19 protein-coding genes are annotated in these 23,941 nt (G+C 38.5%); 7 read left to right on the top strand and 12 right to left on the bottom strand.

All coding sequences use genetic code 11. From position 1 onward, the window contains the following. Positions 1–7: 7 nt before the first annotated feature. Positions 8–1,246, bottom strand: a complete 1,239-nt coding sequence (locus CXF85_RS15545; protein ID WP_101229572.1) for an acetate/propionate family kinase — start codon at positions 1,244–1,246, stop codon at positions 8–10. Positions 1,247–1,519: 273 nt separating this feature from the next. Here CXF85_RS15545 and CXF85_RS15540 point away from each other — a divergent pair, with 273 nt between their 5' ends. Continuing rightward, on the top strand, positions 1,520–2,020 hold the full coding sequence (locus tag CXF85_RS15540) for a DUF412 family protein (protein WP_101229571.1): 501 nt from the start codon (positions 1,520–1,522) through the stop codon (positions 2,018–2,020). 33 nt (positions 2,021–2,053) lie between these two features. Here the strand turns inward: CXF85_RS15540 and rlmA are convergent, their stop codons facing one another. Continuing rightward, positions 2,054–2,884 carry a 23S rRNA (guanine(745)-N(1))-methyltransferase gene (gene rlmA / locus CXF85_RS15535; protein WP_232771228.1) on the bottom strand — a complete coding sequence of 277 codons (831 nt, stop codon included), beginning with the start codon at positions 2,882–2,884 and terminating at the stop codon, positions 2,054–2,056. Between the two features lie 24 nt (positions 2,885–2,908). Next, complete coding sequence (gene xthA / locus CXF85_RS15530; RefSeq protein ID WP_101229569.1) at positions 2,909–3,715, bottom strand: exodeoxyribonuclease III; 807 nt, start codon at positions 3,713–3,715, stop codon at positions 2,909–2,911. 271 nt (positions 3,716–3,986) lie between these two features. On the opposite strand from xthA, the gene CXF85_RS15525 reads away from it, so the two are divergent. From CXF85_RS15525 to CXF85_RS15515, 3 genes are all read left to right on the top strand, one after another. Further along, on the top strand, positions 3,987–4,703 hold the full coding sequence (locus CXF85_RS15525; RefSeq protein WP_101229568.1) for a winged helix-turn-helix domain-containing protein: 717 nt from the start codon (positions 3,987–3,989) through the stop codon (positions 4,701–4,703). A gap of 130 nt (positions 4,704–4,833) precedes the next feature. Further along, complete coding sequence (locus tag CXF85_RS15520) at positions 4,834–6,123, top strand: ATP-binding protein (RefSeq protein ID WP_101229567.1); 1,290 nt, start codon at positions 4,834–4,836, stop codon at positions 6,121–6,123. Positions 6,124–6,317: 194 nt separating this feature from the next. Next, positions 6,318–6,998 carry a VC2046/SO_2500 family protein gene (locus CXF85_RS15515; RefSeq protein WP_232771227.1) on the top strand — a complete coding sequence of 227 codons (681 nt, stop codon included), beginning with the start codon at positions 6,318–6,320 and terminating at the stop codon, positions 6,996–6,998. Positions 6,999–7,018: 20 nt separating this feature from the next. On the opposite strand, the gene CXF85_RS15510 is transcribed toward CXF85_RS15515, so the two are convergent. Further along, the gene (locus CXF85_RS15510; protein ID WP_101229566.1) at positions 7,019–7,516 is read right to left on the bottom strand and encodes a YchJ family metal-binding protein; all 498 of its coding nucleotides are present in this window, start codon (positions 7,514–7,516) and stop codon (positions 7,019–7,021) included. Positions 7,517–7,834: 318 nt separating this feature from the next. Here CXF85_RS15510 and CXF85_RS15505 point away from each other — a divergent pair, with 318 nt between their 5' ends. Continuing rightward, positions 7,835–10,306, top strand: a complete 2,472-nt coding sequence (locus CXF85_RS15505) for a S9 family peptidase (RefSeq protein WP_101229565.1) — start codon at positions 7,835–7,837, stop codon at positions 10,304–10,306. 184 nt (positions 10,307–10,490) lie between these two features. Here CXF85_RS15505 and CXF85_RS15500 read toward each other — a convergent pair whose 3' ends face one another. The 8 genes from CXF85_RS15500 to CXF85_RS15465 form a co-directional block, all read right to left on the bottom strand. Next, on the bottom strand, positions 10,491–11,204 hold the full coding sequence (locus tag CXF85_RS15500) for a DUF3379 family protein (protein ID WP_101229564.1): 714 nt from the start codon (positions 11,202–11,204) through the stop codon (positions 10,491–10,493). Continuing rightward, a complete protein-coding gene (locus CXF85_RS15495; RefSeq protein WP_101229563.1) occupies positions 11,197–11,712 on the bottom strand; it encodes a sigma-70 family RNA polymerase sigma factor in 516 nt (171 codons plus the stop codon). The genes CXF85_RS15500 and CXF85_RS15495 overlap by 8 nt, the downstream gene beginning before the upstream one ends. A gap of 446 nt (positions 11,713–12,158) precedes the next feature. Beyond that, on the bottom strand, positions 12,159–13,970 hold the full coding sequence (locus CXF85_RS15490; RefSeq protein WP_232771226.1) for a BatD family protein: 1,812 nt from the start codon (positions 13,968–13,970) through the stop codon (positions 12,159–12,161). Between the two features lie 11 nt (positions 13,971–13,981). Then, on the bottom strand, positions 13,982–16,108 hold the full coding sequence (locus CXF85_RS15485) for a vWA domain-containing protein (RefSeq protein WP_101229562.1): 2,127 nt from the start codon (positions 16,106–16,108) through the stop codon (positions 13,982–13,984). A 1-nt stretch (position 16,109) separates the two neighbouring features. Beyond that, the gene (locus CXF85_RS15480) at positions 16,110–17,153 is read right to left on the bottom strand and encodes a vWA domain-containing protein (RefSeq protein ID WP_101229561.1); all 1,044 of its coding nucleotides are present in this window, start codon (positions 17,151–17,153) and stop codon (positions 16,110–16,112) included. Continuing rightward, complete coding sequence (locus CXF85_RS15475) at positions 17,150–17,761, bottom strand: DUF4381 domain-containing protein (protein WP_101229560.1); 612 nt, start codon at positions 17,759–17,761, stop codon at positions 17,150–17,152. The genes CXF85_RS15480 and CXF85_RS15475 overlap by 4 nt, the downstream gene beginning before the upstream one ends. Beyond that, positions 17,761–18,846 carry a DUF58 domain-containing protein gene (locus CXF85_RS15470; protein WP_101229559.1) on the bottom strand — a complete coding sequence of 362 codons (1,086 nt, stop codon included), beginning with the start codon at positions 18,844–18,846 and terminating at the stop codon, positions 17,761–17,763. Before CXF85_RS15470 ends, CXF85_RS15475 begins: the two co-directional genes overlap by 1 nt. Positions 18,847–18,953: 107 nt before the next feature. Then, entirely contained in the window at positions 18,954–19,943 is a 990-nt protein-coding gene (locus tag CXF85_RS15465) for an AAA family ATPase (RefSeq protein ID WP_101229558.1), read from the bottom strand. 341 nt (positions 19,944–20,284) lie between these two features. Between CXF85_RS15465 and fadI the strand changes: the two genes are divergently transcribed. Both fadI and fadJ read left to right on the top strand, forming a co-directional pair. Then, complete coding sequence (fadI, locus tag CXF85_RS15460) at positions 20,285–21,592, top strand: acetyl-CoA C-acyltransferase FadI (RefSeq protein WP_101229557.1); 1,308 nt, start codon at positions 20,285–20,287, stop codon at positions 21,590–21,592. Then, complete coding sequence (gene fadJ, locus CXF85_RS15455; RefSeq protein ID WP_232771225.1) at positions 21,592–23,931, top strand: fatty acid oxidation complex subunit alpha FadJ; 2,340 nt, start codon at positions 21,592–21,594, stop codon at positions 23,929–23,931. Before fadI ends, fadJ begins: the two co-directional genes overlap by 1 nt. The last annotated feature ends 10 nt before the right edge of the window (positions 23,932–23,941 follow it).

Raw genomic sequence — 23,941 nt, 5'->3', positions numbered from 1 at the left:
TGAAGCGCTATTTAGCTAAATTTGTTAATAACTGAGCTGATTGCTCGGCAATGACCCATTCTTCATTGGTGGCAATAACTAAACAAGCTCTTGAGCTTTTAGTCGCGATATTACCTGAGGCGCCAAAGCGAGTAGCTTGGTTCTTTTCTTCATCGAGTGAGAAATTCAATAAACCTAACTGTTTAACTATTTCAGCGCGTATCCAACTTGAATTTTCACCAATACCACCGGTAAAGATTAAACCATCTAATTGCGTTAAGCTGGCGCTATAAGAGGCAATGCTTTTGGCTATACGGTAACAAAATACCGTCAGTGCTAATGTCGCTTGAACATGGTTATCTTCTAACATGGCATTTTCTAGAGTACGACAGTCATTGCTCAGGCCTGAAACACCTAATAAACCACTTTCTTTATTGAGTAATTTATTAACATCTGCGATGGAGTAACCTAAATTATCGACTAGATGAAAGATAATACCGGCATCAATATCGCCACAGCGAGTACCCATCATTACGCCTTCGCCAGGTGTCATGCCCATGCTGGTATCAACACTTTCACCATTTTTAATAACGGTAACACTACAACCATTACCTAAATGTGCACTGATTAAGTTACATTGCGCTAGTGGTTTCTTTAATTGCTTAGCTGCTTGTTTCGCGACAAAATAATGACTAGTTCCGTGAAAGCCGTAACGTCTTATTGCATGGTCTTTATACAAAGAATAGGGCAGACCATAGATGTAGGCTTTTTCAGGTATGCTCTGATGAAATGCGGTATCAAACACGGCTACTTGCGGTAAGTTTTCAAAGGCTTCTTGGCATGCTTTTATACCGATGAGATGGGCTGGATTATGCAATGGCGCTAGTTTTGCCAATTGACTAATGCTTTGCTCTACCTCGGTAGTAATTAATGTTGGTTGTGAATAATGTTCACCACCATGAACAACTCTATGCCCAATTGCACTGATATCTTTGACCAAGTTAAGTTGTTGTAATTGCTCCACCAATACAGAGAGTGCTGTTTGATGATCAAAAGCATCAGGTAATTTATAGCTTTGTTTTTCACCATCACGTTTGATAGTGATTTTTGCTTCAGGGCTAAGTAAACATTCGGCTAAACCCGATAATAATGTTTCACCGGTCGCTGGCTTTATTAAACAAAATTTAATAGAAGAGCTGCCACAGTTTATCACTAAAATAGCATCAGTATTAACAGAGTCTTTACTCTGAAGTTTTTGTTGAGTCATGTCTGTTGTCTTTTAAAAAAGTGAAATATATCGAATAATTAGTTGCAAAAATAATTAGATGCAAAATAACGTTGCAACTATTATAGCGCTTGACTGGCGAATATATATTGATGCAATACAATAAAATCGTGTTTAATTGTGTTTTTAATGATTTCTATTCGTAATAGGGAAGTGTATTCGATTGTTGTTATATACTTGCGAACATTAAAACACATGACTTATAGAGCAGTTTGATTGCTAGCGAGTATAGGGACTAGCTGCTATAGTAGAAGTATGAATATCTCCGTTGTACAACTCATTTATTTGGGTAAAAAATACTTATCTCTTTGGCCCGATAAGCCAGAGTTAACTCACTATTTCGAAGATTATCGAGGTGTGCAAAGCGCGCGCTTTGTTTGTCGATATTTTCCTGCGTTAGCCATGTTTACTGTCGTTATGCAGCTTTATGTCGCCTCAGGTTATCCTCTAGGTCAAGGCTCTATAAGTAATGCAATCAATGCACTACCTCAAGCACTTGTTTATGGTTTGTTTTTATTAAGCCTGCCGGTACAAGCATTAGTTTTTTCAGGTGTTAAAGCAGATAAGTTATTACCACCTTCGCTGGCTTCTTGGTATCACAGTGGTGTAGAAAAGGTAAAACAACAATTTATCGAACAAGGGAAGCATAGCAATGGTCACAGAAATGATAATGCTATCGCTAAGCTAACAACGTATAAACCCCGCTATATCGATCTGGCGCAACTTTTACAATTAACTTATGCAAGAACAGAGTAACGCGCGTTATTTGGTTACTCTGTCTTTAGAGCATTATGTCTTCTGATACAAACGTAATACAAAATCAGCTTGGCAACTAAATTCTTTTTGTTGCTTTAACTCGCTAATTAACGTTTCACTGGCTTTAAAGGCAAAAGGCGTCATTGCCAATAAGTTCAGTACATCGTCACTATCAGAAAAGTTCATTGGATAGTTCAAGCGTTGTTCTTCAACCAAGGTTAACTCTTCAATTACTTGCTTAGCCGTATCATGTTTATTTGCTTGTCGATATATCAGTGATTTAAGCTCAAACAAATGATTATCGGCGGGGGTAACCGTCAATAAATAGCCTTTATCTTGTAAGATGCGGGTAAACTCATTTTCTAAGATGGGTGCATAAACACTATAAAGCCAACCAAAATGTTTATTAGCAAAAGGCAAGTCAGAAAGCGTTGCTACGCTAAAAAAGCAATCTTGATAACGTTTTGCCGCAATCTTTATGGTCTCTTTAGCAATATCAACACCGTAGACACTGTTGTTGTCAGTTTTATGTTGATGTGTATAAAAACCTTCACCACAGCCAGCATCAAAAACAGCTAGGTTTTTATCACCATACTTTTGATATAACGCCAACATACTGTCAAGTAAAGGCTGGTAATAGCCTTTATCTAAAAAAGCGCGCCTAGCTTGTACCATTGCTTTATTATCGCCTGGTTCCTTTGAGTGTTTAAACTGGACGGGTAATAAATTAACATAACCTTGTTTTGCTTGATCAAAGCTATGGTTATTTTCACAACGGTAACTCTTTTCAACAAGTAATAAAGCTTGCTGACAAAGAGGGCAACGGTATTGGGCTAATTTTTTACTCGCGACGTTATTAGACATGTCAGTATGCATTAACAATAAACCTTATGAAAATGTTGACCAAATAGGTGCATGATCTGAAGGCTTTTCAATACCGCGTAATTCATAATCAATATCGGCTTCAATACATTGTGCGGCCATCTCTTTTGTCGCTAGTACAACATCAATACGAAGACCACGGTTATCATCAAAACCACGTGAGCGATAATCAAACCACGAGTAACGCTCAGTCGTTTCAGGGTGCAGCATACGGAAGGTATCTACAAATCCCCAATCCATTAACCTTGTTAACCATTCTCTTTCTTCCGGTTGGAAAGAACATTTTCCGCTTTTCAACCAGCGCTTGCTGTTTACGTCACCAATACCAATATCTAAGTCTTGTGGAGAAATATTAATATCGCCCATTACAACGACATTTTCATCATTTGTGTGGTTATCGTTAAGGTAAGTCATCAAATCTTTATAAAACTGACGTTTATAAGGATATTTAGTTTCGTGACTGATGTTTTCCCCTTGTGGGAAATAGCCATTTAAGACAGTCACTTTTTCGCCTTTCTCATTGGTAGTAGTTACCATAATCATGCGTTTTTGCGCTTCATCATCGTCACTAGGGAAACCTTTTTGTACCACATCAGCTTCTTTCTTACATAACATGGCTACGCCATAATGAGCTTTTTGACCATGAAAATATACGTGGTAACCCATTGCTTCAACTGCTTCTAATGGAAAAACTTCATCATGAACTTTAATTTCTTGTAAGCCAATAATATCGGGCTGATGCTTGTCGATAATCGCTTGTAATTGGTGAAGACGAGCACGAAGGCCGTTAATATTAAAAGAGATAATTTTCATAGAATTCCTAAAGATTTTTAGCAACAATATCGTCATGTATTGCGTGGTAAATAAAGGCAATGATCTTGCGTGTTTATCTATCGTCTCGCAAGTTTTATTTCTCACATCCTGTTATAAAGTGTAATTTAATCGTAACAACTAGTAGAACCTATTGTTTAACCGTAATAACTTGTTTAAGCTAACCCTAAATGAGCAATACAATATAGAAAACTGTTACTGCAGTCATCTATCATTACAATATTAGTACCGTGTAATAAATAAGGAAATGAACATGCCAGATAGTAATGCAAACGTAAAAAAAATATTATTGGTTGAAGATGACCGCCAATTGTCAGATTTAGTTACCGACTTCTTAACGAGTGAAGGTTTCCATGTGAAACAAGAGTTTCGTGGTGACACTGTAGCGAAACGTGTAAAGCTTTTCTCTCCAGACCTTATTATTTTAGATGTCATGTTACCTGGTAAAGATGGTTTCGGTGTTTGTCGTGATTTGCGTCCAGAATTTAATGGTCCAGTATTAATGCTTACAGCAAAAAGTACTGACTTTGATCAGGTGCTTGGTTTAGAAATTGGTGCTGATGATTATGTAATCAAGCCAGTTGAGCCTCGCGTATTACTAGCACGCGTAAACGCTTTATTACGTCGCGGTGATTTACCTAATCAAAGTGAAGAAAAAGGTGAAATTACTTGCGGTGGCTTATTTATTAATAAAGCTTCACGTAAAGTGACTTTACAAGAAGAAAATATTGACTTAACCAGTCAAGAATTTGATTTGTTATGGTTACTTGCTAGTAAGTCTGGTGAAGTACAAAACCGTGATTATATTTATAAAGCGGTAATTGGTCGCGAATATGATGGTTTAGACAGAAGTGTTGATGTTCGTATATCTCGCTTACGTAAAAAATTGCACGATAGCACTGATACACCTTTTAGAATCAAAACTATTTGGGGCCAAGGTTACTTGTTCGTTCCAGATGCATGGAGCTAGGCTCATTCAGTTATAGCGCTGTAACGCTACTTTGATTTTACAGTACTAAATATACCAAGGCTTTGTTTACTTTTCGCAGTTACAAAGCCTTTTTATTAAGTTCATTTTACATTGCCAATAAGGTACCTTGATGAAATTAGGCCGTTCGTTTTTTAATCTTTATTTCTTTATTATTTCCACATTCATCATTTTTTCTTGGGCTCTTGATGAAGTGTGGACTTCGTATCTCGAGCAAGATATTGAATCCTATACCGGTTATAAAACGTTAATGATGGCTACCGGAGATTATGTTCAAAAACACCCGGAAGAAGACTGGGAAAAGATAATCGCGAGCGCGGGCAAGCGCTGGGGATTACAGTTAAATTTAGTCTCTTTAGCTGAAGTTGAAGCTATTGATCACAGCGAACATCATGTTCTATCACACTCCAATGCCCATATTTATCATTTCGATGATCAAGTAGTTATTCATTATTTACTTGAAGATTCGGAATCAGTTATTACCTTAGGTCCTGTGAAAATGCCAACCAGGCCCAGAGTGAAATCAACTTACCGTGTTTTGATACTTGCTACTTTTGGTCTGGTTATCTTTATTTGGTTGTGGCCAATGTCACGAGACTTAGAGCAGCTTAAAAAGGCGACACGTGCCTTTGGTCAAGGACAGTTCGATAGTAAGGCTCCTGCGGCTAAATCAACCATGATAGCGCCGATGATTGCCTCATTTAATATGATGGCAGCCAGAATAAGGCGGCTAATTGAAGCCCATAAAGAATTAACCAATGCGGTTTCACATGAGCTGAGGACGCCACTAGCACGAACAAAGTTTGCCTTACAGATGCTTGGTTCCATCAAAGATGATGAGAAAAGAGCGAAATATGAGCTCCAAATAAAAAATGATGTGTGTGAATTAGAAGAACTGATCAATGAAATGCTAATTTATGCCGCTTTTGATAGTGATAAACCGGAACTTAATTTTACCCGCACTAATTTGAGTAATTTAGTCACCTTACAAATAGCCAGTCATGATCAATTTGTTAGTTCGGTAGAGTTTGTTAATAAGTTGCCTGACGATTATGTTTGTTGCGACAGTCACTTTATGGACCGTGCTGTTAATAACTTTATTAGTAATGCCATTAAATATGGTAACGATAAAGTTAGGGTCACACTTTCGTTAGTAGATGATCAATGTAATATTTGTGTTGAAGATAATGGCGACGGTGTCTCTGATGAATTTAAACAAGTTATCTTTGATGCTTTTTCACGTGGCGATCAATCGAGAAACCGTGAAACAGGTGGTTTTGGTCTCGGCTTAGCCATTGTAGCTCGTATAATGGAATGGCATCAAGGGCAGGCATCTATTGGAGATAGTGAATTGGGTGGTGCATCTTTCACACTGACTTGGCCAGTAAAACTAGAGAGTTAATGTCATAAGCTAATTTAGTAGGGTAACTGAATCAGGTAGTCACTAAGCTGACTTAGTTCATTTATTTAAGTTAACAGTCGATAAGACAGTAACTTTATAAAATTATTTTATATTTATTGTCTTATCGGCTAAATGTTTTTTACTTTTAGCCGATAACTTATTTATCAAGACATAGATAAATAAGAGATAGGGCATTGGCGGTAGAGCTTTCACAACTGTTTTCAACAACTAATACCTCACAAAGTAATGACGTGGTAAAGGACAGTGCTGGACAATTAGCCACTGACTTTTCATCCGCTAGTGTATTACTTCATGAGTTACAGCTTGGTGATCAGCTAAATGAAAGTGTAATACAAGCGCGTCGTGCGGATTTTTCCTTGATGCTGGCTATGTTAACGGAAGATGTTCGTGAACAAAGCCAATTTCTATTGCCACAAGATGAAGAGGCGACAGTTGCTGATGTTACAAACATCGCGTTGAGAAAACAATTTAACCTACCAGAAAAAGCGGCATTAGCATTAACCAGCTCCGATGACGTTAACCAATTTAACCAAGTACAATCTATTGTTGATAACGATCTCGCTAATATACATCTTACTAACGCTATGATGCCTAAACCTTTGGCATTTCGAGATGACAAAAAATATATCGAAAGCCAAGTGTTACTCAATACTAGCTTATTTACTCAGCTCAAACATAAACAAGCGGTAGAAGTAAGCCAACTACACAACAATCAGTTACAAGTAAATCAAGCGCAAGAAAAGCAACTAGCCAGTACTGTGGATAAACAACTTAGCCAGCCTTTAAGCTTTAATGCCAATGCCTGGTTAGATGGTATCCAACAATCTTTAGTTAAAGCACCACTGCTTAACTAAATCTAGCCGCAGATAGCGGTTCACCTAGCACAGCAATTTTTGAATTTTTTACCTTTCTTTGCCGACCACGCCGTTGGAAATTTGTTACATGGGCAAATATCATTGCGTTTAATAGTGCTAGTACCATTATTGAACGTGAGTTCGTTATGCGCAGTAATATCGCCATCAATATAGCGCCACTGGCCTTTTTCAAGGGTGAAGTTAGATTTCTCTCGTAATTCGTATAAAGTATTGTCAACGATGTAATAAGCTGAAAATTCAACCGTACTTTCTGTCGATTTATGTATAACTAATGCTAACCACAGGCATTCATCAGCCCATGTCTGAATGTCATTAACTGATTGCTCTAATTGAGGCATTGCACCGTAGGTATCAAAAATATACTGCCCGGCTTTTGTTGCATAGGCACTAAAGCGCGATCGCATTAATTGTTCAGGAGTGCTGGGTGATTGTTTTTGTGTAATAAAAAGTTGGCAGCAAGTATTAAATAATAGGGTAGAACCGCAAGGGCAAAGCATAATAATATGTCCAATGATGATATTATACCCGACGGATTAATGCTCGCTAATTGATCAAGAAGTTAGCCCGATTGGTATTAAGTGTAAACCGTTTTATTTTACCGTGTTTTTAACGCAGATAAAGCACTATTGGTCGTTTTCTTTAACACATTATTTATCAATTCGATTAGGATAACGGGTTAATTACATTCTCAAGAGCCGCTAGTATTAGTGAGTAATAGCAATTTAATTGGTATTGCTTGGCGACTCCTCATTCATTCTTTTTTTCTTTAATAAAAGAGTAAAAGAATAAAAGAACTCAACATAAGAATTTATTTTATGAAAATACAACTCATTGCCGCTGCACTCAGTTTATCATTAGTTGCCTGTAGTAATACTCAGCTTAATGAAAAACTTAATACTAGTGTGCCAGATAAAGTTCAAGGTGCTGTTGCTACTAATGCACAATCAATCGATATTATTACTTTAGAGCAAATAATGGCAGACCCAGATTGGTTCGGTCGTTCGCCAGAGTCTTGGTATTGGGGTGATGACAGTAACACTGTCTATTATCAGCAAAAGCAATTAGGTAACCCACTACGTGATTTGTATTCCCTGGACCTATCAAATAGCAATAAGACCACACAGGTTGCGTTGTCGAATAAGCATAAGGTTGCGGATCAAAACGGGCTACTTAATCAAGCTAGAACTCATAAAGTTTATACTTTCAATGGTGATGTATTTGTAAAAACACTCGCCAGTAATGTCATAAAACAGCTTACCTTTACCTCAAATAACGAGCGTAATGCGCTATTTCTGACTAATGGTGATATTGCTTACCAAATAGCGAATGTTTTTTATGCCCATAATTTACAAACAGGTCAAATTAAAGAGTTGGCAAGTTTACAAATGTCAGCAAAACCTGCAGGCGTTACTGCACCTAAAAGTTACTTAGAAAAAGAGCAGCATAAGTTAATTGACTATATTGCTTTACAGCAGCGAAATACTAAATTAAAACAAACGAAAAAAGAACGTCTTGCAGCAGAAAATACTTTTGTGAATGATAGAAATTTTTACTTTGGCAAAGACAACCGCGTAGCGCACGCAAGCTTATCCCCAATGGGCGATAAACTATTAGTTAGCATAGCGTCAGCAAAATCTAGTCGTGATAAAACAGATATTATGCCTAACTACATTACTAAAGATGGCATCATCGCTGCAGAGAAAGTACGTGCTCGTGTTGCGAACAACAGACAATATCAAGAGCAATTGTTTTTACTTGATTTAACTACAGGCACACAACAAGCGTTAAGTTATGACAGTCTGCCAAGCTTTGATAAAGATGTTTTAGCGAGCGTTAAAGCTGAAAACTTTGCTCGTGAAGGTAAAACATATAAGTCAGAGAAAAAGGCACGTAATATTCATGTGCTGCAAATGTACAATCCTATTAAGTGGAGTAGCGATGGTCAGCATCTAGCGTTAATGTTAGAAGCATGGGATAACAAAACTCGCTGGTTAACAACGGTTGATTTTGATAACAATGAACTTGTTACTCAACATAAATTACATGATGATGCATGGATTAACTGGAGCTTTAATGAGTTTGATTGGTTAGCTGCTAATGGTACTACTCGAAAGGACGCAAGCCTTTATTACTTATCTGAAGAGTCAGGTTATTCTCATTTGTACCATAAAGACTTAAACAGCAAAGCTGTTAAGTTAACGTCTGGTAAGTTTGAAGTAAGCAGTGTTACCGTAATGCAAGATAACCAGCGCTTTATTTTTAAGGCTAATAAAAAGCACCCGGGTATTTATGAAATCTATCAAGTTGATTTAGCTAAAAACTTAACTGCACTGACTGATTTAGGCGGTAAAAACGATTACGCGATCAGCCCTGATGAATCAAAGTTATTAATTCAGCACTCCACCGTTACTATGCCTCCTGAACTTTATGTAAAGAGTTTAGCAGGCACTGATACAGCGAAAAGAATTACTCATACTGTATCAGATCAGTTTCTAGCAATGCCTTGGACTGCACCTACTGTTGTGGCTATTCCATCAAGCAAGCAAAAAGAGCCTATTTATTCAAAAGTATATTTCCCTAAAAACTTTGATAATACATTAACTAAAAATCGTGCGGTTATGTTTACTCATGGAGCAGGGTATCTTCAAAACTCTCATTTAGGTTGGTCAGGGTATTTCCGTGAATTTATGTTCAACTCTATGTTAGTTCAACAAGGATACGTAGTTATTGATATGGACTACCGTGCATCGGCTGGCTACGGACGTGACTGGCGTACTGCTATTTACCGTCACATGGGTAAACCTGAAGTAGAAGATATGCGTGATGGCGTTGAATGGTTAGTTGAAAACGCTAATGTTGATGCGAAACGTGTTGGTACTTATGGTGGCTCTTACGGTGGTTTCTTAACATTAATGTCAATGTTCACCGATCCTGATTTGTTTGCTTCGGGCTCTGCAATACGTTTAGTGTCTGACTGGGCTTATTATAATCATGGTTACACTTCCAATATTTTAAACACTCCTGAAGATGATGCTATTGCGTACGAACGCAGTTCACCAATTTATTTTGCACAAGGGCTTAAAAATCCATTATTAATCAATGCACCTATGGTTGATGATAATGTGTTTTTTGAAGATACGGTACGACTTGTTCAACGTTTAATTGAGCTTGAAAAGCAAGATTTTGAAACGGCAATTTACCCAGTAGAGCCGCACGGTTTTGTACAACCTAGTTCATGGTTAGATGAATACCGTCGTATTTACAAGTTATTTGAAAATAATTTATAAGCGAATATAAATATCAGTTTTTTCCCTGTTTTATAAGGTAAGAACTGATATTTTGATTAATACAATAAAAATAAAAAAGCCCTGATAGATACTGTGTTAACAGTGATATCAGGGCTTTTTGTTTTTATGATGAGGTAAAATCTTTTGCTGTGATGCTCTTATGTATTACTTCTAAATAGCATACCTAAATAGACCAAGATACCGTTTCACTGATGTTTTGTTGCCATTGTCCTAAAGACTCATTCTTATCGGCGACAACAATGATATTACTGTGGTTAAACTCAATAGAGCTCCCAAAGTACTGCTTATCATTAAAGGCATTACTAAAGCTGAGTTGTTCGTTTTTAGGCACAACAAAGACAGTGACAGGGCTAGTTTTGCCTTGATAAACTAAATGCAGACTCTTCATACCATCAAATCGACAGTAATCAGCAAATAACAACTTGCCTAAAGATTCACTGAAGTTACCATCAAATGCAGCCATTTTCTTATTCAATGACGTTAAGGTAACTTGGCTACTAGCATTGTTAGTAATACTACCTTGTTCATGGTAAACATGGGCTAGGGCATAATCACCTAAATTGCTATAAGCACTGGAAAACTGTAAAAAGTTAAGCATTAAGCCACCGACAATAGCGACAGATGCGGCTAACGCTAAATGCACACGATTTTTTCGTTTGTGTACTTGGTGACTTGCTAACGTTTGACGTAAAATCAGTTTATTACATAAGTCATCAGGCACAGGTACGTGTAGTGCTTGTTTAATTCTTTCATCCAATTTCGAAATTTCTTGGGCAAATTGTTTTTTGCTTGGATCTTCTTTTTGCGCTGCGACAGTGTCAGCATCTTGATTATTAGGATCGGCATATATAGCACGTCTAAATTGCAAATCATCCATTGTAAGTACCTCGTTTTACGGGCTCTGCTTCTAAAGCTTCTTTAAGTTGATTTCTCGCTCTAAATAAACGTGTCATCACAGTGTTTTTATTTAGATCTAACATAGAGGCTATATCTTCACCGCTAAAACCACCAAGTACTTGTAGAACAAGGGGCTCAGAGTATTCTGGCGGTAGTTGTGATATTTTCTCTCTTAACCAGTGATTTTCTAATTCTTGTTCAGTGGTCACTGATTTAGTATCGGTTATGGTCGCTTCTTCATATTCACTCATCTCAAAACGCTTTCTCTCAAAACGTCTGGCATTCTCTCGTCTTAAAATAGTGATTAACCATGACTTAGCAGCCTTTTCATCTTTTAATGAGTCAAGAGCTCGCCAAGCACGTAAAAAGGTTTCTTGCACTAAGTCTTCAGCCACCTGTTTTTCATGGGTGAGCCAATAGGCGTAGCGATATAAATCACCGTGTAGCGCCTTTACTAGCGCTTCATATCTAACTTGTTTTGTCATCATATGTTTATAGACCCTAGCATGAGGAAATTTATTTCAAAGGGGAGTGATTATTTAGTGATTATCGAATAAATGCTTAGTCATTATTTAATAGAATAGTTATTAAGCATCCTTATTTACTGTCCCGTGAACAGTAAATAAGGATGTTAATAGAGTATATACCCGTTACCATCCAAGATGCATGTTTCAGAGTGCTTGAGCAATTTCAATTCAAGGCGCTGTGATGAAATAAGGGTTATTCCCTTATAAATCATAGCAACGATGAAGTGATGTTGCTCAAGCGCTTCTACGATGGGTTTAAAATGACTTTATACGTCGGTTAATAATCAAACCATAGAATGACTATGCTTTAATTATCAACCTTGCCTAAAGGGCATTTTAATTCCCACTGACATCCTGCACTTTGAATGGTAACGGGTATAGATAGGTCTCAATCTTTAAGGGGAGGATTAAGGGTTAAGTGGGGATATCTGATGGTTTTTAACTTTAGTACTTTGTTGCTTTTCAACCATTTGAATAGCCGTTAATAAGGCAAGCCCTTGCCATGAAGGTGCACCATTTATCGCGCTTTTTCCATAGAGATGTTGCTGTAAATCATTAAGAGCGGTGGCAAAGCTTTGCTCCTGCACAACAGCTTGAGCTTGGGCAATATTATTTATTTCTAATGCTGAGTTATCACGACTAAGTAATACTTTTAACCAAGGTAATACTAAATTTAATGCTTGTTCAGCATTATTTTTCTTACAAGCGGCTAAAAGGGCAAGATAGTGATTATTGTTATTCGTTAAGTGATTAGTCTGAGATTTATTAATCGCCTGATTATTTTTCTTCAAATAAATCATGTGAACAAACCATGCGAAACTCGTTAATAACCATAAGCTAAGGAAGAGCCATTGTAGACGTTTATCTTGAACAGAGGTGAGTGTACCTAAAGCAGGAAGCTGCCCAGCTGAATTTTCAGGATTATTACTCGCGTTAACACTGTTAGCTGAATTATTTGTAGAGTTAGCCATTTTATTGGTTGCAGCATTAAAGTCATTAGCAGAATTATCGGCAAAGCTTGCTTCTGCAGCTTGTACTGAAATAGTCTGTGATGGCAAAGTCGCCTGTTCGATTCTATTGGTTATGGTATTAAACCAACTAACACTCATTTCTGGTAATAAAAACTCGCCAGCTGCACTCGGTACTAAGGCAAAGTTTTGCACTTTTTGGCTGACTAATCGGTCATTACTTAAGTTAGCGTGTAGTTCTGCTTGATCAGGATAAATTTTCAAACCTCGGCTACTATTCATTTCAAGCTTTGGTAATTGTGCTTTTGAAAGACCTGCTGCAGTTAACGTTATAGTACGTGTGATAGGCTCGCCAACGGTAAATTTTTTGTCACCAGTCTGCCATTCTTGATGCAGGGTAAGTATGTCGGTAGGTAACCATTGGGCATTACTTGGGTAGTTTGCTGGTATAGGTAAAACTGAAATCTTTAGTTCCTCACCTAAAATACTCACGGGCTTAGTTTGGGCAAAGCTTAAAAAACTTGAGCGCCGTTTAGATTCTTGTAATATCTCACCAGAAAATAGTGGCGCTTTTAAGGTAAACTCACCACTTTGTTCTGGTGTTATGGCATAAGTTTGTTCAATGACACGGTAACGCTTACCGTTGATAATATTATCAGACTGCTTGTCTTGACCTATCTTTTCAATAGTAGCGCCGGTTAAGCTTGGCTCTGTTAAGTTGCCACTTTTAAGCTCAACAGCAAAGTGTAGTTTTATTGATAAGGTCAACAACTGCTGCACGTAAACTTCATTACTGGATAATTCACTGGTCACAAAAATATCAGTTTGAGCATCGCTGCCAGATTCTTTCGTTGCAACAATAGTCAGCTCTATCGGATCGCTTTGTTGATTTGCAATGCTAAGCGCAGGAATGACAAATTGTCCGGCATTACGTGCAATTAAAACGACCTGCCACTTAGTAGTACGGGTAGTTTTAAAATTGACCATACTGGTTTGTGAGCTAACTGACGTCTGACCGACAATAAAGTCACTAAGCAATGGGCTGGTATCCAAAGCATTACGATTAACATCGTCATCAGCAGTAACGGTTAATAATATCGACTCATTAATCATCGCAGGATTTTTATCAACTACTGCCGTAATTTTTGATAAAGCGTAGGCATTATTACTTAATAAAAAGGTAGTGATAATTAACAGCGCTAGCATAATGCTCTGCAGGGATAAATATGACAATTTAGCTGTGAATTGCATTGAAAAATTTCTTACCACTTTTTAGTTACTCCTTGGGACGCACCCTCATTTCGGCGTTTTTGGTATTCGAGGCGCATTTTGTTTCGTAATAATAAATAAGGGTCATCTGTTACCTTATTTAATAGTTGTTGATGTTTCTGTTCTGTTTCTTGGGCTTTGCTGTCAATAGCTTGTTGAGCTAGGGATTTTTCTTCGCCTTGCTGGTCTTCATCAGATTCTTTGGCTTGAGCCGCTTGTTCTTCTTTTTCTTTTTGCTCTTGCTCTTTTTGTTTAGCTTCTTGTGATTTTTGGTCGTCTTGTTGTTCACCTTCTTTTTCTTCAGGATTACCTTGCTGCTGGTCATCTGATTGCGGATCATCTTTGGACTGATCTTCAGATTGTTTTTGACCATCCTGACTTTTCTGTTCACCTTCTTTATCTTTTTGCTCTTGCGGATCATCTTTTGATTGATCTTCAGAGTCCTGATTTTCTTGGTCACCTTGCGATTGCTGTTCTTGTTCTTGCTGTTTTTTAAGCGCTTCTAGCTTTGCTAAATTGTCTTTGGCATCGTCTAAGTTAGGATTTTTTACCAGCGCTTTTTTATAGGCTTCAATCGCTTCATCAATTTTTTGTAGCTGCGCTAGAGAATTTCCTTGGTTATAAAGTGCTTGAGCGCTGTCACCCTGTTGAAAAGCTTGTAATGCTTGCTCATAATCACCAGCTTTATAGTGGGCACTGCCTTGCCATTGACTGTCTTCAAATTGCTTAGCTGCTTGTTGATAGTCTTTTTGTTGGTAGTGCTGTTGTGCTTGTTGGTCTGACGTTTGCCATAAATTCTGCCACAGTTGGCTAGCGCTGCTAACGGTAGACTCAGCGCTAAGCTCACCGTTAGTCTCCTCAGTAGCTTTGGTATTAGCGGTTTCAGCAGCAGACTGTGCAGCGTTTTGTGAACTATTAGGCTCAGCGGCATAGCTGTTAGGGCTAAATGTTGTGAAACTAAACAACAAGGTCAGTGGCATAAGCCAGCTTATTGCTAAGATACTGGTGCCGCGTCGAAAATAGCTTAACAGTAATGGCAAAATGATAAGTAATAACCAAGGACCTTGCTCTTGATATTGATCTCCTTGCATTGCTTGTTTACTTTTTGATTCATTTGATGCCTGCGAGTCTAGGCTGTCATCAAGGTTAATGCTTAAATGAGCCGTTAATGCTTTAATATCTGAGTCATCATTTGTCATGGTTTGATAAACACCTCGGCCACGTTGAGCAATGGCCGACAATCTACTTTCAGGTAATTTTGGTATGACGATAGCTCCTCTATTATCTTTAAGTAACTTACCGCTAGTTAGCTTTATTGGCGCGCCAGTTTTACTACCAACCCCTAAAATATTCACTTTATGGTTATTATCGTTTGCCCAGTCATAAACATCTGACATTTCTTCATTATCAATATCATCAGTAAACCAATAAATGTCGCCGCTAATATGACCCGCATTCTTCAATGTTTGATCAGCTAACATCAGTGCCACCAAAGCATTCGCTCCAGGCACAGGCATAATATCAGGTGACAGTGAGGGTAAAAGTAATTCTATATTTTTTACATCCTGCGTTAACGGGCTAATAATAAAAGCATCACCAGCATAGGCGATTAAGCCAACATCACCCTCGTTGATTTTTTTAAGTAAATCGATAGCTTTATAACGGGCGCGGGTTAATCTATTAGGTTTCACATCTGTTGCATACATGGAATAAGACATATCCATGATAAGCACAGCGCCACGTTCTAGTTGATAAACCGGTTGTGGTAACTTTTGCCAAGCAGGTCCTGCAAGGGCGAAAATAATGCAACCGCCAATAACGCTTGGCTTTAACAAATAACGTGTTTGTGATGATTGAACTGTTTGGCATGATTGACTGTGCGAGTTTTCCAACAAAGCATTGGTTAAGTGACTAGGTAAAAAATGCTGCCAAGGTGATTGGTAATAGCGAATTTTTTTCAATAAAAATAATACTAAAAATAACGCGAAAAAGGCCAATAACCACCAAGGTCGAATAAAGTGGAAATTGTTGACTAACCCTTCGAAGCTAAAGCCTTGAAAAGTGAAGTCGCTAACTGCCTGGATGAAGTCAGTGAATATATTTGTCTGTTGAGCTGACATATTATTTGCCCCCCATAGCGTGAACATCATTTTTATTCATGCTTTTTTTTGTGCTTTTAGCGGGCAGTAAAAAACTGAAATGTAAGCTGAGCAAATAACCAAAACAAAGTAGGGCAGCGAAAGCCAGCGGCCAATAATATAAAGCGCTAAGCGGGCGCATTTGTTGCTGCTCTTGCTCAATTGGCTCAAGTTTATCTAATAAACTATATATTTCACTCATGCCTTGGCTATCGCGGGCACGAAAATATTGACCACCTGTTTTCTCGGCAATATTGGCTAAACTTTGCTCGTCTAAGTCACCTGAAGGATTAATACGTTGTGTTCCCCACAGTGACCGTTGCAACATGACATCGGCGCCAATACCGACTGTGTAAATCGTAATCCCTTTTGCAACCGCTAATTCTAATGCTTGCTCAGGAGTAATCTTGCCGGCGGTGTTCTGACCATCAGTCAATAATAACAAGACTTTGTTCGATTCTTTTTTTGCATCAAAACGTTTTACTGCCAGCGCAATAGCATCACCAATAGCTGTTTTTCTACCGACGAGGTTGAGTTCACTTTCATCTAACATTTGTTTTACTGTTTTTCTATCAAAGGTCATCGGTGTTTGCATATAAGCATCATCGGCAAATAATATTAAACCAAGACGATCGCTCACACGGCGCTCGATGAAATCACCGAGAACAACTTTAAGCATTTGTAAACGGTTTACATTACGACCATTAAGGCTCATATCCTCAATTTCCATACTGCCGGAAAGATCGACAGCAATCATCATTTCTCGACCTTCACTCGGTATATCAATTGCTTCACCAAGCCATTGCGGTCTACTAATCGCCATCACTAGAAAAATCCAACAAAGTGATAAAACAATTAGCGGTGCTTTACGTTTTTGCTGATCGCTCACCGAATTAGCGGATATATTAATAAGTACAGGCATGATCAGTGCGCTTTGTTGGTTCGTACTTTTTTTAGCGGGTAAAAAATAGATAATTAGTGGTAGTGGTAATAGGGCAATCAACCAGGGCCAAGCAAAGCTTATCATGCGCTTAACTCCTTTTCTTGCTGCGGGGAAACCAATTTATTAGCGTCTAGTGATTGATTAACGGGTAAAGGCTCATCAACAATGAGTGGTTTTATAATAGGAAGTGCATGGGTTAGCCAAAGTTTAGTGGCTTGCAAGCAATCACTATCAATTTCGCTTGTGACTTCTGATTCTACTGTGGTTGTCGAAGCTTGATATTGCGCTTTAAAAGCGGCATTGCTTAACTTAATAAAGCTTGCTTGATGTTTTTCAGGTAATTTTTTCATTAAAAAGTCTTGAAAATTATCGCCGTATAACTTGGCTAATTGTTGACGATTAACGTACTGCAATGCCGCCCATTTCAATAAAGTAAGGCATTCTTTTGCGTTTATTGATGGATTATTATCTAGCATGCTTAACGCCTGTTGTTTACTGGCATTCAAGCGTTTACTTTTTTTGAATTTCTTATAAGACCATACAGCGCTAATAACAATGAGTGCTAACAATAACCACCAACCAGGTGCGATAGGGTAATTGCTTACTTGCTCGGGTAGATGAATATCATGTAATTGTACTGTTTGGCCTGACGGAGGTTGACCAGGCGAGGTAGGAGAGTTTGTCATAGCCATTATAAAGAGGCCCCACTATATTTTAATTGCTGCTCAAGGGTGTCGCCAGCACTAAAGTGAATTACGCGAGCACCTGCTGACTGCAACAGTGACTGCATTTGTTCACTTTGTTCAAAGGCTTGCTGTTGGTACTGAACGGCAGTATTTGTATCGCCTAATGTTAGCTGTTGACGGCTGTGACCATCAGTAATGGTTACCGCTAATTTTAGCGTACTGTCAGGCAACTCTTGCTCTAGGGGATCACTAATGAGACAAATGACTAATTCACAATGTTTACTAATTTGGCTCAAATGTCTTAAAGCATGTGCACAGTTTTTTTCATCGCGAAGTGCATGTCCATCGGTTATCAAATAAACAAGAGAGCCGGGTTTAGCAAGATGTCGTAATCGAGCACAATGCTGTTCGAAATGGGACTGACCGAAAGAATGACTTTTTTGAGCTGAGGTAACGTCATCTATTGGCTCTTTTTCATCATGCAGGGCAGAGTTACTTACCTCCACCGCTTTTTGTTTTTTGTGATTATTTAACGTAGTTAACGCATGTAAATAATGCAATACCCCGGCTTTACGGCTACGCGGTTTTAATTCTATATGCTGTTCATCACAAAAGACTAGGCCACCTATACGATCACCACGACTTTTTGCATGCCAAGCAACCAGCGCCGCTACATGGGCAGCTTGTACTGATTTAAAAAGGAGTTTGCTGCCAAAATGCATATTTTGGCTCAAGTCAGTGGCAATCAATACCGGTCTTTCTATTTCTTCTCTAAACAGTTTTGTATGGGTTTTTCCTGTTCGCGCAGTGACGCGCCAGTCAATGGCACGCACATCATCACCCGTTTGGTAATGACGAACTTCATCAAACTCCATGCCACGGCCTTTACTACGGGATAAGTAATTACCCGATTGTTTACCACGAATATTCTTTTTACCAGCCAAGTCAATCAAACGACTCTTACTTTGGTACTGTAATAGTTCCTGCATCGATAAATCTATGCCATTACTATATAAGCCCGCAAGTAAAGATTGAGCAGCCTCATTATTCACACTATTTGAAGAAGATGTTTTTTGACGATTAAACCACATAAAGTAACTCTACTTGCTCATTTTATTTTTTAAAGTGCAGCGATGGAAAGTCATTAGCGTTACAACAACTAGGTTATAACGGCTAAACACTTTCAATTAGCTATCAATTAAGCAACAGCAACTTGGGTTAAAATATGGTCAAGTACTTGATTCGACGTAATACCTTCTGCTTCAGCTTGATAGCTGAGTAAAATTCTATGTCTAAGGGCATTGTGGAAAACTGCTTGAATATCTTCAGGGCTGACAAAATCACGATTATGCAACCAAGCACGGGCTCGGGCACAGCGATCTAAAGCGATAGTTGCACGAGGGCTAGCACCATAGGCAAGCCAGCTCGCTAACTTATCGTCATACTTTTCAGGTTGACGAGTTGCCATAATCAAATCAACGATATAGTTTTCTAAAGAAGGCGCCATATGTATGTTCAATACTTGTTCACGTGCAGCAAAGATTTCGCTTTGACTTAAGGTACGTAAACTATTTTCTTTTTCATCTGTTGTCTTATCACCATGACTCGCATTTGATTTTAACGCTTCACCACGGTTTAATTTAAGTATTGCTAACTCACTTTCAGCGTCAGGGTAACCTATTTCAATGTGCATTAAGAAACGGTCTAATTGTGCTTCAGGCAGCGGATAAGTGCCTTCTTGTTCAATCGGGTTTTGCGTGGCCATCACTAAAAATAATTCTGGTAAGTCATAGGTTTTACGACCAACAGTTATTTGTCCTTCTGCCATTGCTTCTAATAAAGCTGACTGAACTTTAGCAGGGGCACGGTTAATTTCATCGGCAAGCACTAAATTTTGAAACAAAGGACCCGGTTGAAATACGAAGGTGCCATCTTCAGGACGATAAATATCGGTACCGGTTAAATCTGCAGGTAATAAATCAGGGGTAAACTGTATTCTATGAAAATCAGCTTCTAATCCTTGCGCTAAGGCATTAACAGCACGTGTTTTTGCTAAACCTGGAGGTCCTTCAACAATTAAGTGACCATTAGCTAATAGGGCAATAAGCAAATTTTCAACTAACGCTTCTTGACCAATAATTTGTGAAGATAAATGTTGTTTTAAGGTAGAAAAATGTTCAATTGCCATGCGAATAAATTCTTATAATATTGGTCGTTGAAAGATGAAACTTAGCGATAACTTAATCTTGCCACTCTCTAGCAGCACTATTTTATCTAACCGTTATACTAAGGTAAAAGTTAATATGATATTTTATATAAGGTTTTTATAAAAGAAAACAAGTGATACGTAACAAAATTTATCTGATATTCAGATCCATAAAGCGTAAAAAGTGGTGATTAGTCTTTTTTGATATCAGGTAATGATTGAATTTTTCCGAAAGTTAGTTAGAATCAAGATAGTTTCAAGAGGTCAGACCTCTTGGTTTTGAATATATTTGAATTATAGATACTGAGTGAGTGGAGTAATAAATGACAATAAAAAGACTAACAACTTCTACGGGTGAGCGCATAGCAATCGTTGCAGGCTTGCGTACTCCGTTTGCTAAACAAGCAACGGCTTTTCATGGTGTACCAGCAGTTGATTTGGGCAAAATCGTTGTTAACGAATTATTGCAAAAACACGACATTGACCCAGGCATAATCGATCAGCTAGTTTTTGGTCAAGTAGTGCAAATGCCGGAAGCGCCAAACATTGCGCGTGAAATCGTTTTGGGTACCGGCATGAATGTTAATACTGATGCTTACAGTGTTTCTCGCGCCTGTGCGACGAGTTTTCAATCAACGGTTAATGTTGCTGAGTCTATTATGGCTGGCCACGTTGATGTAGGTATTGCTGGTGGCGCTGATTCTTCATCAGTAGCACCTATAGGCGTTTCTAAAAATCTTGCTCGCACGTTAGTTGATTTAACCAAAGCAAGAACCTTTGGTCAAAAGCTTTCATTACTTAGCCGTCTTGGTTTAAAAGATTTATTACCCGTTTCGCCAGCAGTAGCAGAATACTCTACTGGTATCTCTATGGGACAAACCGCAGAGCAAATGGCGAAAACGTATAATATATCTCGTCAAGATCAAGATGCTTTAGCGCATAGATCACACACGTTAGCGACACAGAACTGGCAAGAAGGTAAATTAGCCGCTGAAGTAATGGCGGTACATGCAGAACCTTATAAAAACTTTATTGATAAAGATAACTGTATTCGAGAAAACTCAGTTTTAGAAAGTTATGCTAAATTAAAACCCGTATTTGATCGCAAACATGGCACAGTGACCGCAGCAACAAGTACGCCATTAACCGATGGTGGCGCGGCTATTTTATTAATGCGTGAAGGCCGAGCGAAAGAGTTAGGTTATAAACCATTAGGTTACATTCGTAGTTTTGGTTTTGCCGCCATTGATGTTTGGCAAGATATGCTGATGGGCCCAAGTTATGCTACGCCAATTGCCTTGCAACGTGCGGGTATGAACTTAGCAGACTTAGATTTAATTGAAATGCATGAAGCATTCGCTGCGCAAGCATTAGCGAATATGAAAATGTTTGCAAGTAGAAAATTTGCGCAAGAACATCTTGGTCGTGATCAAGCTATTGGTGATATTGATATGGATAAGTTTAATGTTATGGGCGGCTCGTTAGCTTATGGGCATCCTTTTGCGGCAACGGGCGCTAGACTTATTACCCAAACCCTTAATGAATTAAATCGTCGTGGCGGTGGTGTTGGTTTAACTACGGCTTGTGCTGCAGGTGGTTTAGGCGCAGCAATGATTGTGGAGACAGATTAATGACTGAAAAAACAAATTCAAATAATAGTGAAGACAATACCATCGATAATACCGAAGTAAGCACAGAGGCAAACACTGAAGTAACTAGCGAAGCAATAAACATTGCTGAGCAGGTAGCTGTGAATGTTGAAAGTAATGGGGTTACGGAAGCTACTTCTGTTGAATCAACCGACAGTGCCTTTACTTTAGTTCGCCATGATAATGGTATCGCTCATTTGGTGATTGATGTTGTTGGCGAAAATGTTAATACGCTTAAAGCGGAGTTTTCTGAGCAAATTAATGCGGTATTAGCTGAAATTAAAGCTGATAAATCGATTACTGGCATTGTGTTATGTAGCGGTAAGAAAAACTCTTTTGTTGCTGGCGCTGACATCAATATGCTTGATGCGTGTCAAAGCCGTGAAGAAGTTGTTGCCTTATCTCGTCAAGGACAACGAATCTTTTCTCTGCTAGAGCAACTGCCTATTCCGATTGTTGCGGCTATTGATGGTACCTGTTTAGGTGGTGGTTTAGAGCTAGCTATGGCATGTCATGCCCGAGTTTGTAGCGATAATCCTAAAACAGCGCTGGGTTTACCTGAAGTACAACTGGGCTTATTACCAGGTAGTGGTGGTACGCAACGTTTACCTAAGTTAGTTGGCTTACAAAAAGCGTTAGACATGATGCTTACCGGTAAACAATTACGCGCTAAACAAGCACTAAAATCAGGTCTAGTTGACGATGTTGTGCCAAGCAGTGTTTTGCTTAACGTGGCAGAGCAATTGGCTATATCTTTGCACCAGCGCGGTAAAAAATCTACTGGGCGTAAGCAAGGCTTAATGGATAAGTTGTTAGAAAATAATGCGGTTGGTCGAAACATTGTTTATCAACAAGCACAGAAAACGGTACTAGCAAAAACCCAAGGCAATTATCCAGCACCCGCTAAAATCATTGATTGTATTCGCACAGGTATCGAATTTTCCCCTGAGAATGGCTATAAGTTAGAAGCCGAGCATTTTGCTGATTTGGTGATGAGTGATGAGTCTGCACAATTACGTCAGCTATTTTTTGCAACAACGGCAATGAAGAAAGAGCAGGGCGTTGCTGATGTGATGCCAGAAAAAATAGCAAAAGCAGGTGTTTTAGGTGGCGGTTTAATGGGCGGCGGCATTGCTTTTGTCACAGCTACTAAAGCTAATATTCCGGTAAGAGTTAAGGATATTAGCCACAATGGTATTAGCCAAGCATTAAAATACAGCTATCAAATACTGAATAAAAAAGTTAAACGTCGATTTTTACTTAACAGTGAAATGCAAAAACAGTTAGCAATGATCACAGGTAGTGTTGAATACACTGGTTTTAAAGCCCTTGATATTGTTGTTGAAGCCGTTTTTGAAGATTTAACTTTGAAACAAAAAATGGTGGCTGAAGTTGAAGCCCACGGTAATGATAAAACTATTTTTGCCAGTAATACTTCTAGCTTACCCATAGGGAATATTGCTGCTAAGGCGAAACGACCTGAAAATGTTATCGGATTACATTACTTTTCTCCGGTTGATAAAATGCCGTTAGTGGAAATAATTCCCCATGAGACAACATCAGATCAAACGATTTCAAATACGGTAGCTTTTGCTAAGAAACAGGGTAAAACACCTATCGTTGTTAAAGACAAAGCGGGTTTTTATGTCAATCGTATCTTAGCGCCTTATATGAATGAAGCGGCTATTTTGCTGCTTGATGGTGAGCCAATTGATAAGATTGATAAAGCGCTGGTTAAATTTGGTTTCCCTGTAGGACCGATGCAATTACTTGATGAAGTAGGTATTGATGTTGGCGCTAAAATTGGTCCAATCTTACAAGCTGATTTAGGTGATCGTTTTTCTCCTCCACCGGCGTTTGATAAGTTACTTGCTGATGGTCGTTTAGGTAAAAAAGCACGTAAAGGCTTTTATCAATATCAAAAGAACAGCTTAGCTAAAACCTTACAAAATACTCTTAAAGGTATTAAGTCGGGACAAAAGCAAGTAGATGAGACTATCTATGACTTATTAAGTATTAAGCCTATGGGAAGTTTATCAGCAGCAGAAATTAGTAAACGTTGTACATACATGATGCTAAATGAAGCGGCACGCTGTGTTGATGAAGGCATAGTGCGCAATGCTAGAGATGGCGATATTGGTGCTATCTTCGGTATTGGTTTTCCACCCTTCTTAGGTGGACCGTTACGCTATATTGATAAAATTGGCGCTAAGTCAGTTGTTGCGCAATTAAGTCAATGGGCAGCACAACATGGTGAACGTTATACTCCATGTGAAGCTTTAGTGACTATGGCAGAAAATGATCAAAGCTATTACGCTTAGTTTCAAGTAA

The sequence above is a fragment of the Colwellia sp. 75C3 genome (genome assembly GCF_002836255.1).
GTDB lineage: Bacteria > Pseudomonadota > Gammaproteobacteria > Enterobacterales > Alteromonadaceae > Colwellia.
This window is presented reverse-complemented; position numbering and strand designations above follow the sequence as displayed.

Coding starts and splice junctions, on each gene's coding strand:
- CXF85_RS15540 (WP_101229571.1), top strand. CDS start 1,520: ATGAATATCTCCGTTGTACAACTCATTTATTTGGGTAAAAAATACTTA.
- rlmA (WP_232771228.1), bottom strand. CDS start 2,884: ATGTCTAATAACGTCGCGAGTAAAAAATTAGCCCAATACCGTTGCCCT.
- fadI (WP_101229557.1), top strand. CDS start 20,285: ATGACAATAAAAAGACTAACAACTTCTACGGGTGAGCGCATAGCAATC.
- CXF85_RS15505 (WP_101229565.1), top strand. CDS start 7,835: ATGAAAATACAACTCATTGCCGCTGCACTCAGTTTATCATTAGTTGCC.
- CXF85_RS15545 (WP_101229572.1), bottom strand. CDS start 1,246: ATGACTCAACAAAAACTTCAGAGTAAAGACTCTGTTAATACTGATGCT.
- CXF85_RS15525 (WP_101229568.1), top strand. CDS start 3,987: ATGCCAGATAGTAATGCAAACGTAAAAAAAATATTATTGGTTGAAGAT.
- CXF85_RS15475 (WP_101229560.1), bottom strand. CDS start 17,761: ATGGCTATGACAAACTCTCCTACCTCGCCTGGTCAACCTCCGTCAGGC.
- CXF85_RS15510 (WP_101229566.1), bottom strand. CDS start 7,516: ATGCTTTGCCCTTGCGGTTCTACCCTATTATTTAATACTTGCTGCCAA.
- CXF85_RS15520 (WP_101229567.1), top strand. CDS start 4,834: ATGAAATTAGGCCGTTCGTTTTTTAATCTTTATTTCTTTATTATTTCC.
- CXF85_RS15470 (WP_101229559.1), bottom strand. CDS start 18,846: ATGTGGTTTAATCGTCAAAAAACATCTTCTTCAAATAGTGTGAATAAT.
- xthA (WP_101229569.1), bottom strand. CDS start 3,715: ATGAAAATTATCTCTTTTAATATTAACGGCCTTCGTGCTCGTCTTCAC.
- CXF85_RS15500 (WP_101229564.1), bottom strand. CDS start 11,204: ATGGATGATTTGCAATTTAGACGTGCTATATATGCCGATCCTAATAAT.
- CXF85_RS15465 (WP_101229558.1), bottom strand. CDS start 19,943: ATGGCAATTGAACATTTTTCTACCTTAAAACAACATTTATCTTCACAA.
- CXF85_RS15495 (WP_101229563.1), bottom strand. CDS start 11,712: ATGATGACAAAACAAGTTAGATATGAAGCGCTAGTAAAGGCGCTACAC.
- CXF85_RS15485 (WP_101229562.1), bottom strand. CDS start 16,108: ATGTCAGCTCAACAGACAAATATATTCACTGACTTCATCCAGGCAGTT.
- fadJ (WP_232771225.1), top strand. CDS start 21,592: ATGACTGAAAAAACAAATTCAAATAATAGTGAAGACAATACCATCGAT.
- CXF85_RS15480 (WP_101229561.1), bottom strand. CDS start 17,153: ATGATAAGCTTTGCTTGGCCCTGGTTGATTGCCCTATTACCACTACCA.
- CXF85_RS15490 (WP_232771226.1), bottom strand. CDS start 13,970: ATGCAATTCACAGCTAAATTGTCATATTTATCCCTGCAGAGCATTATG.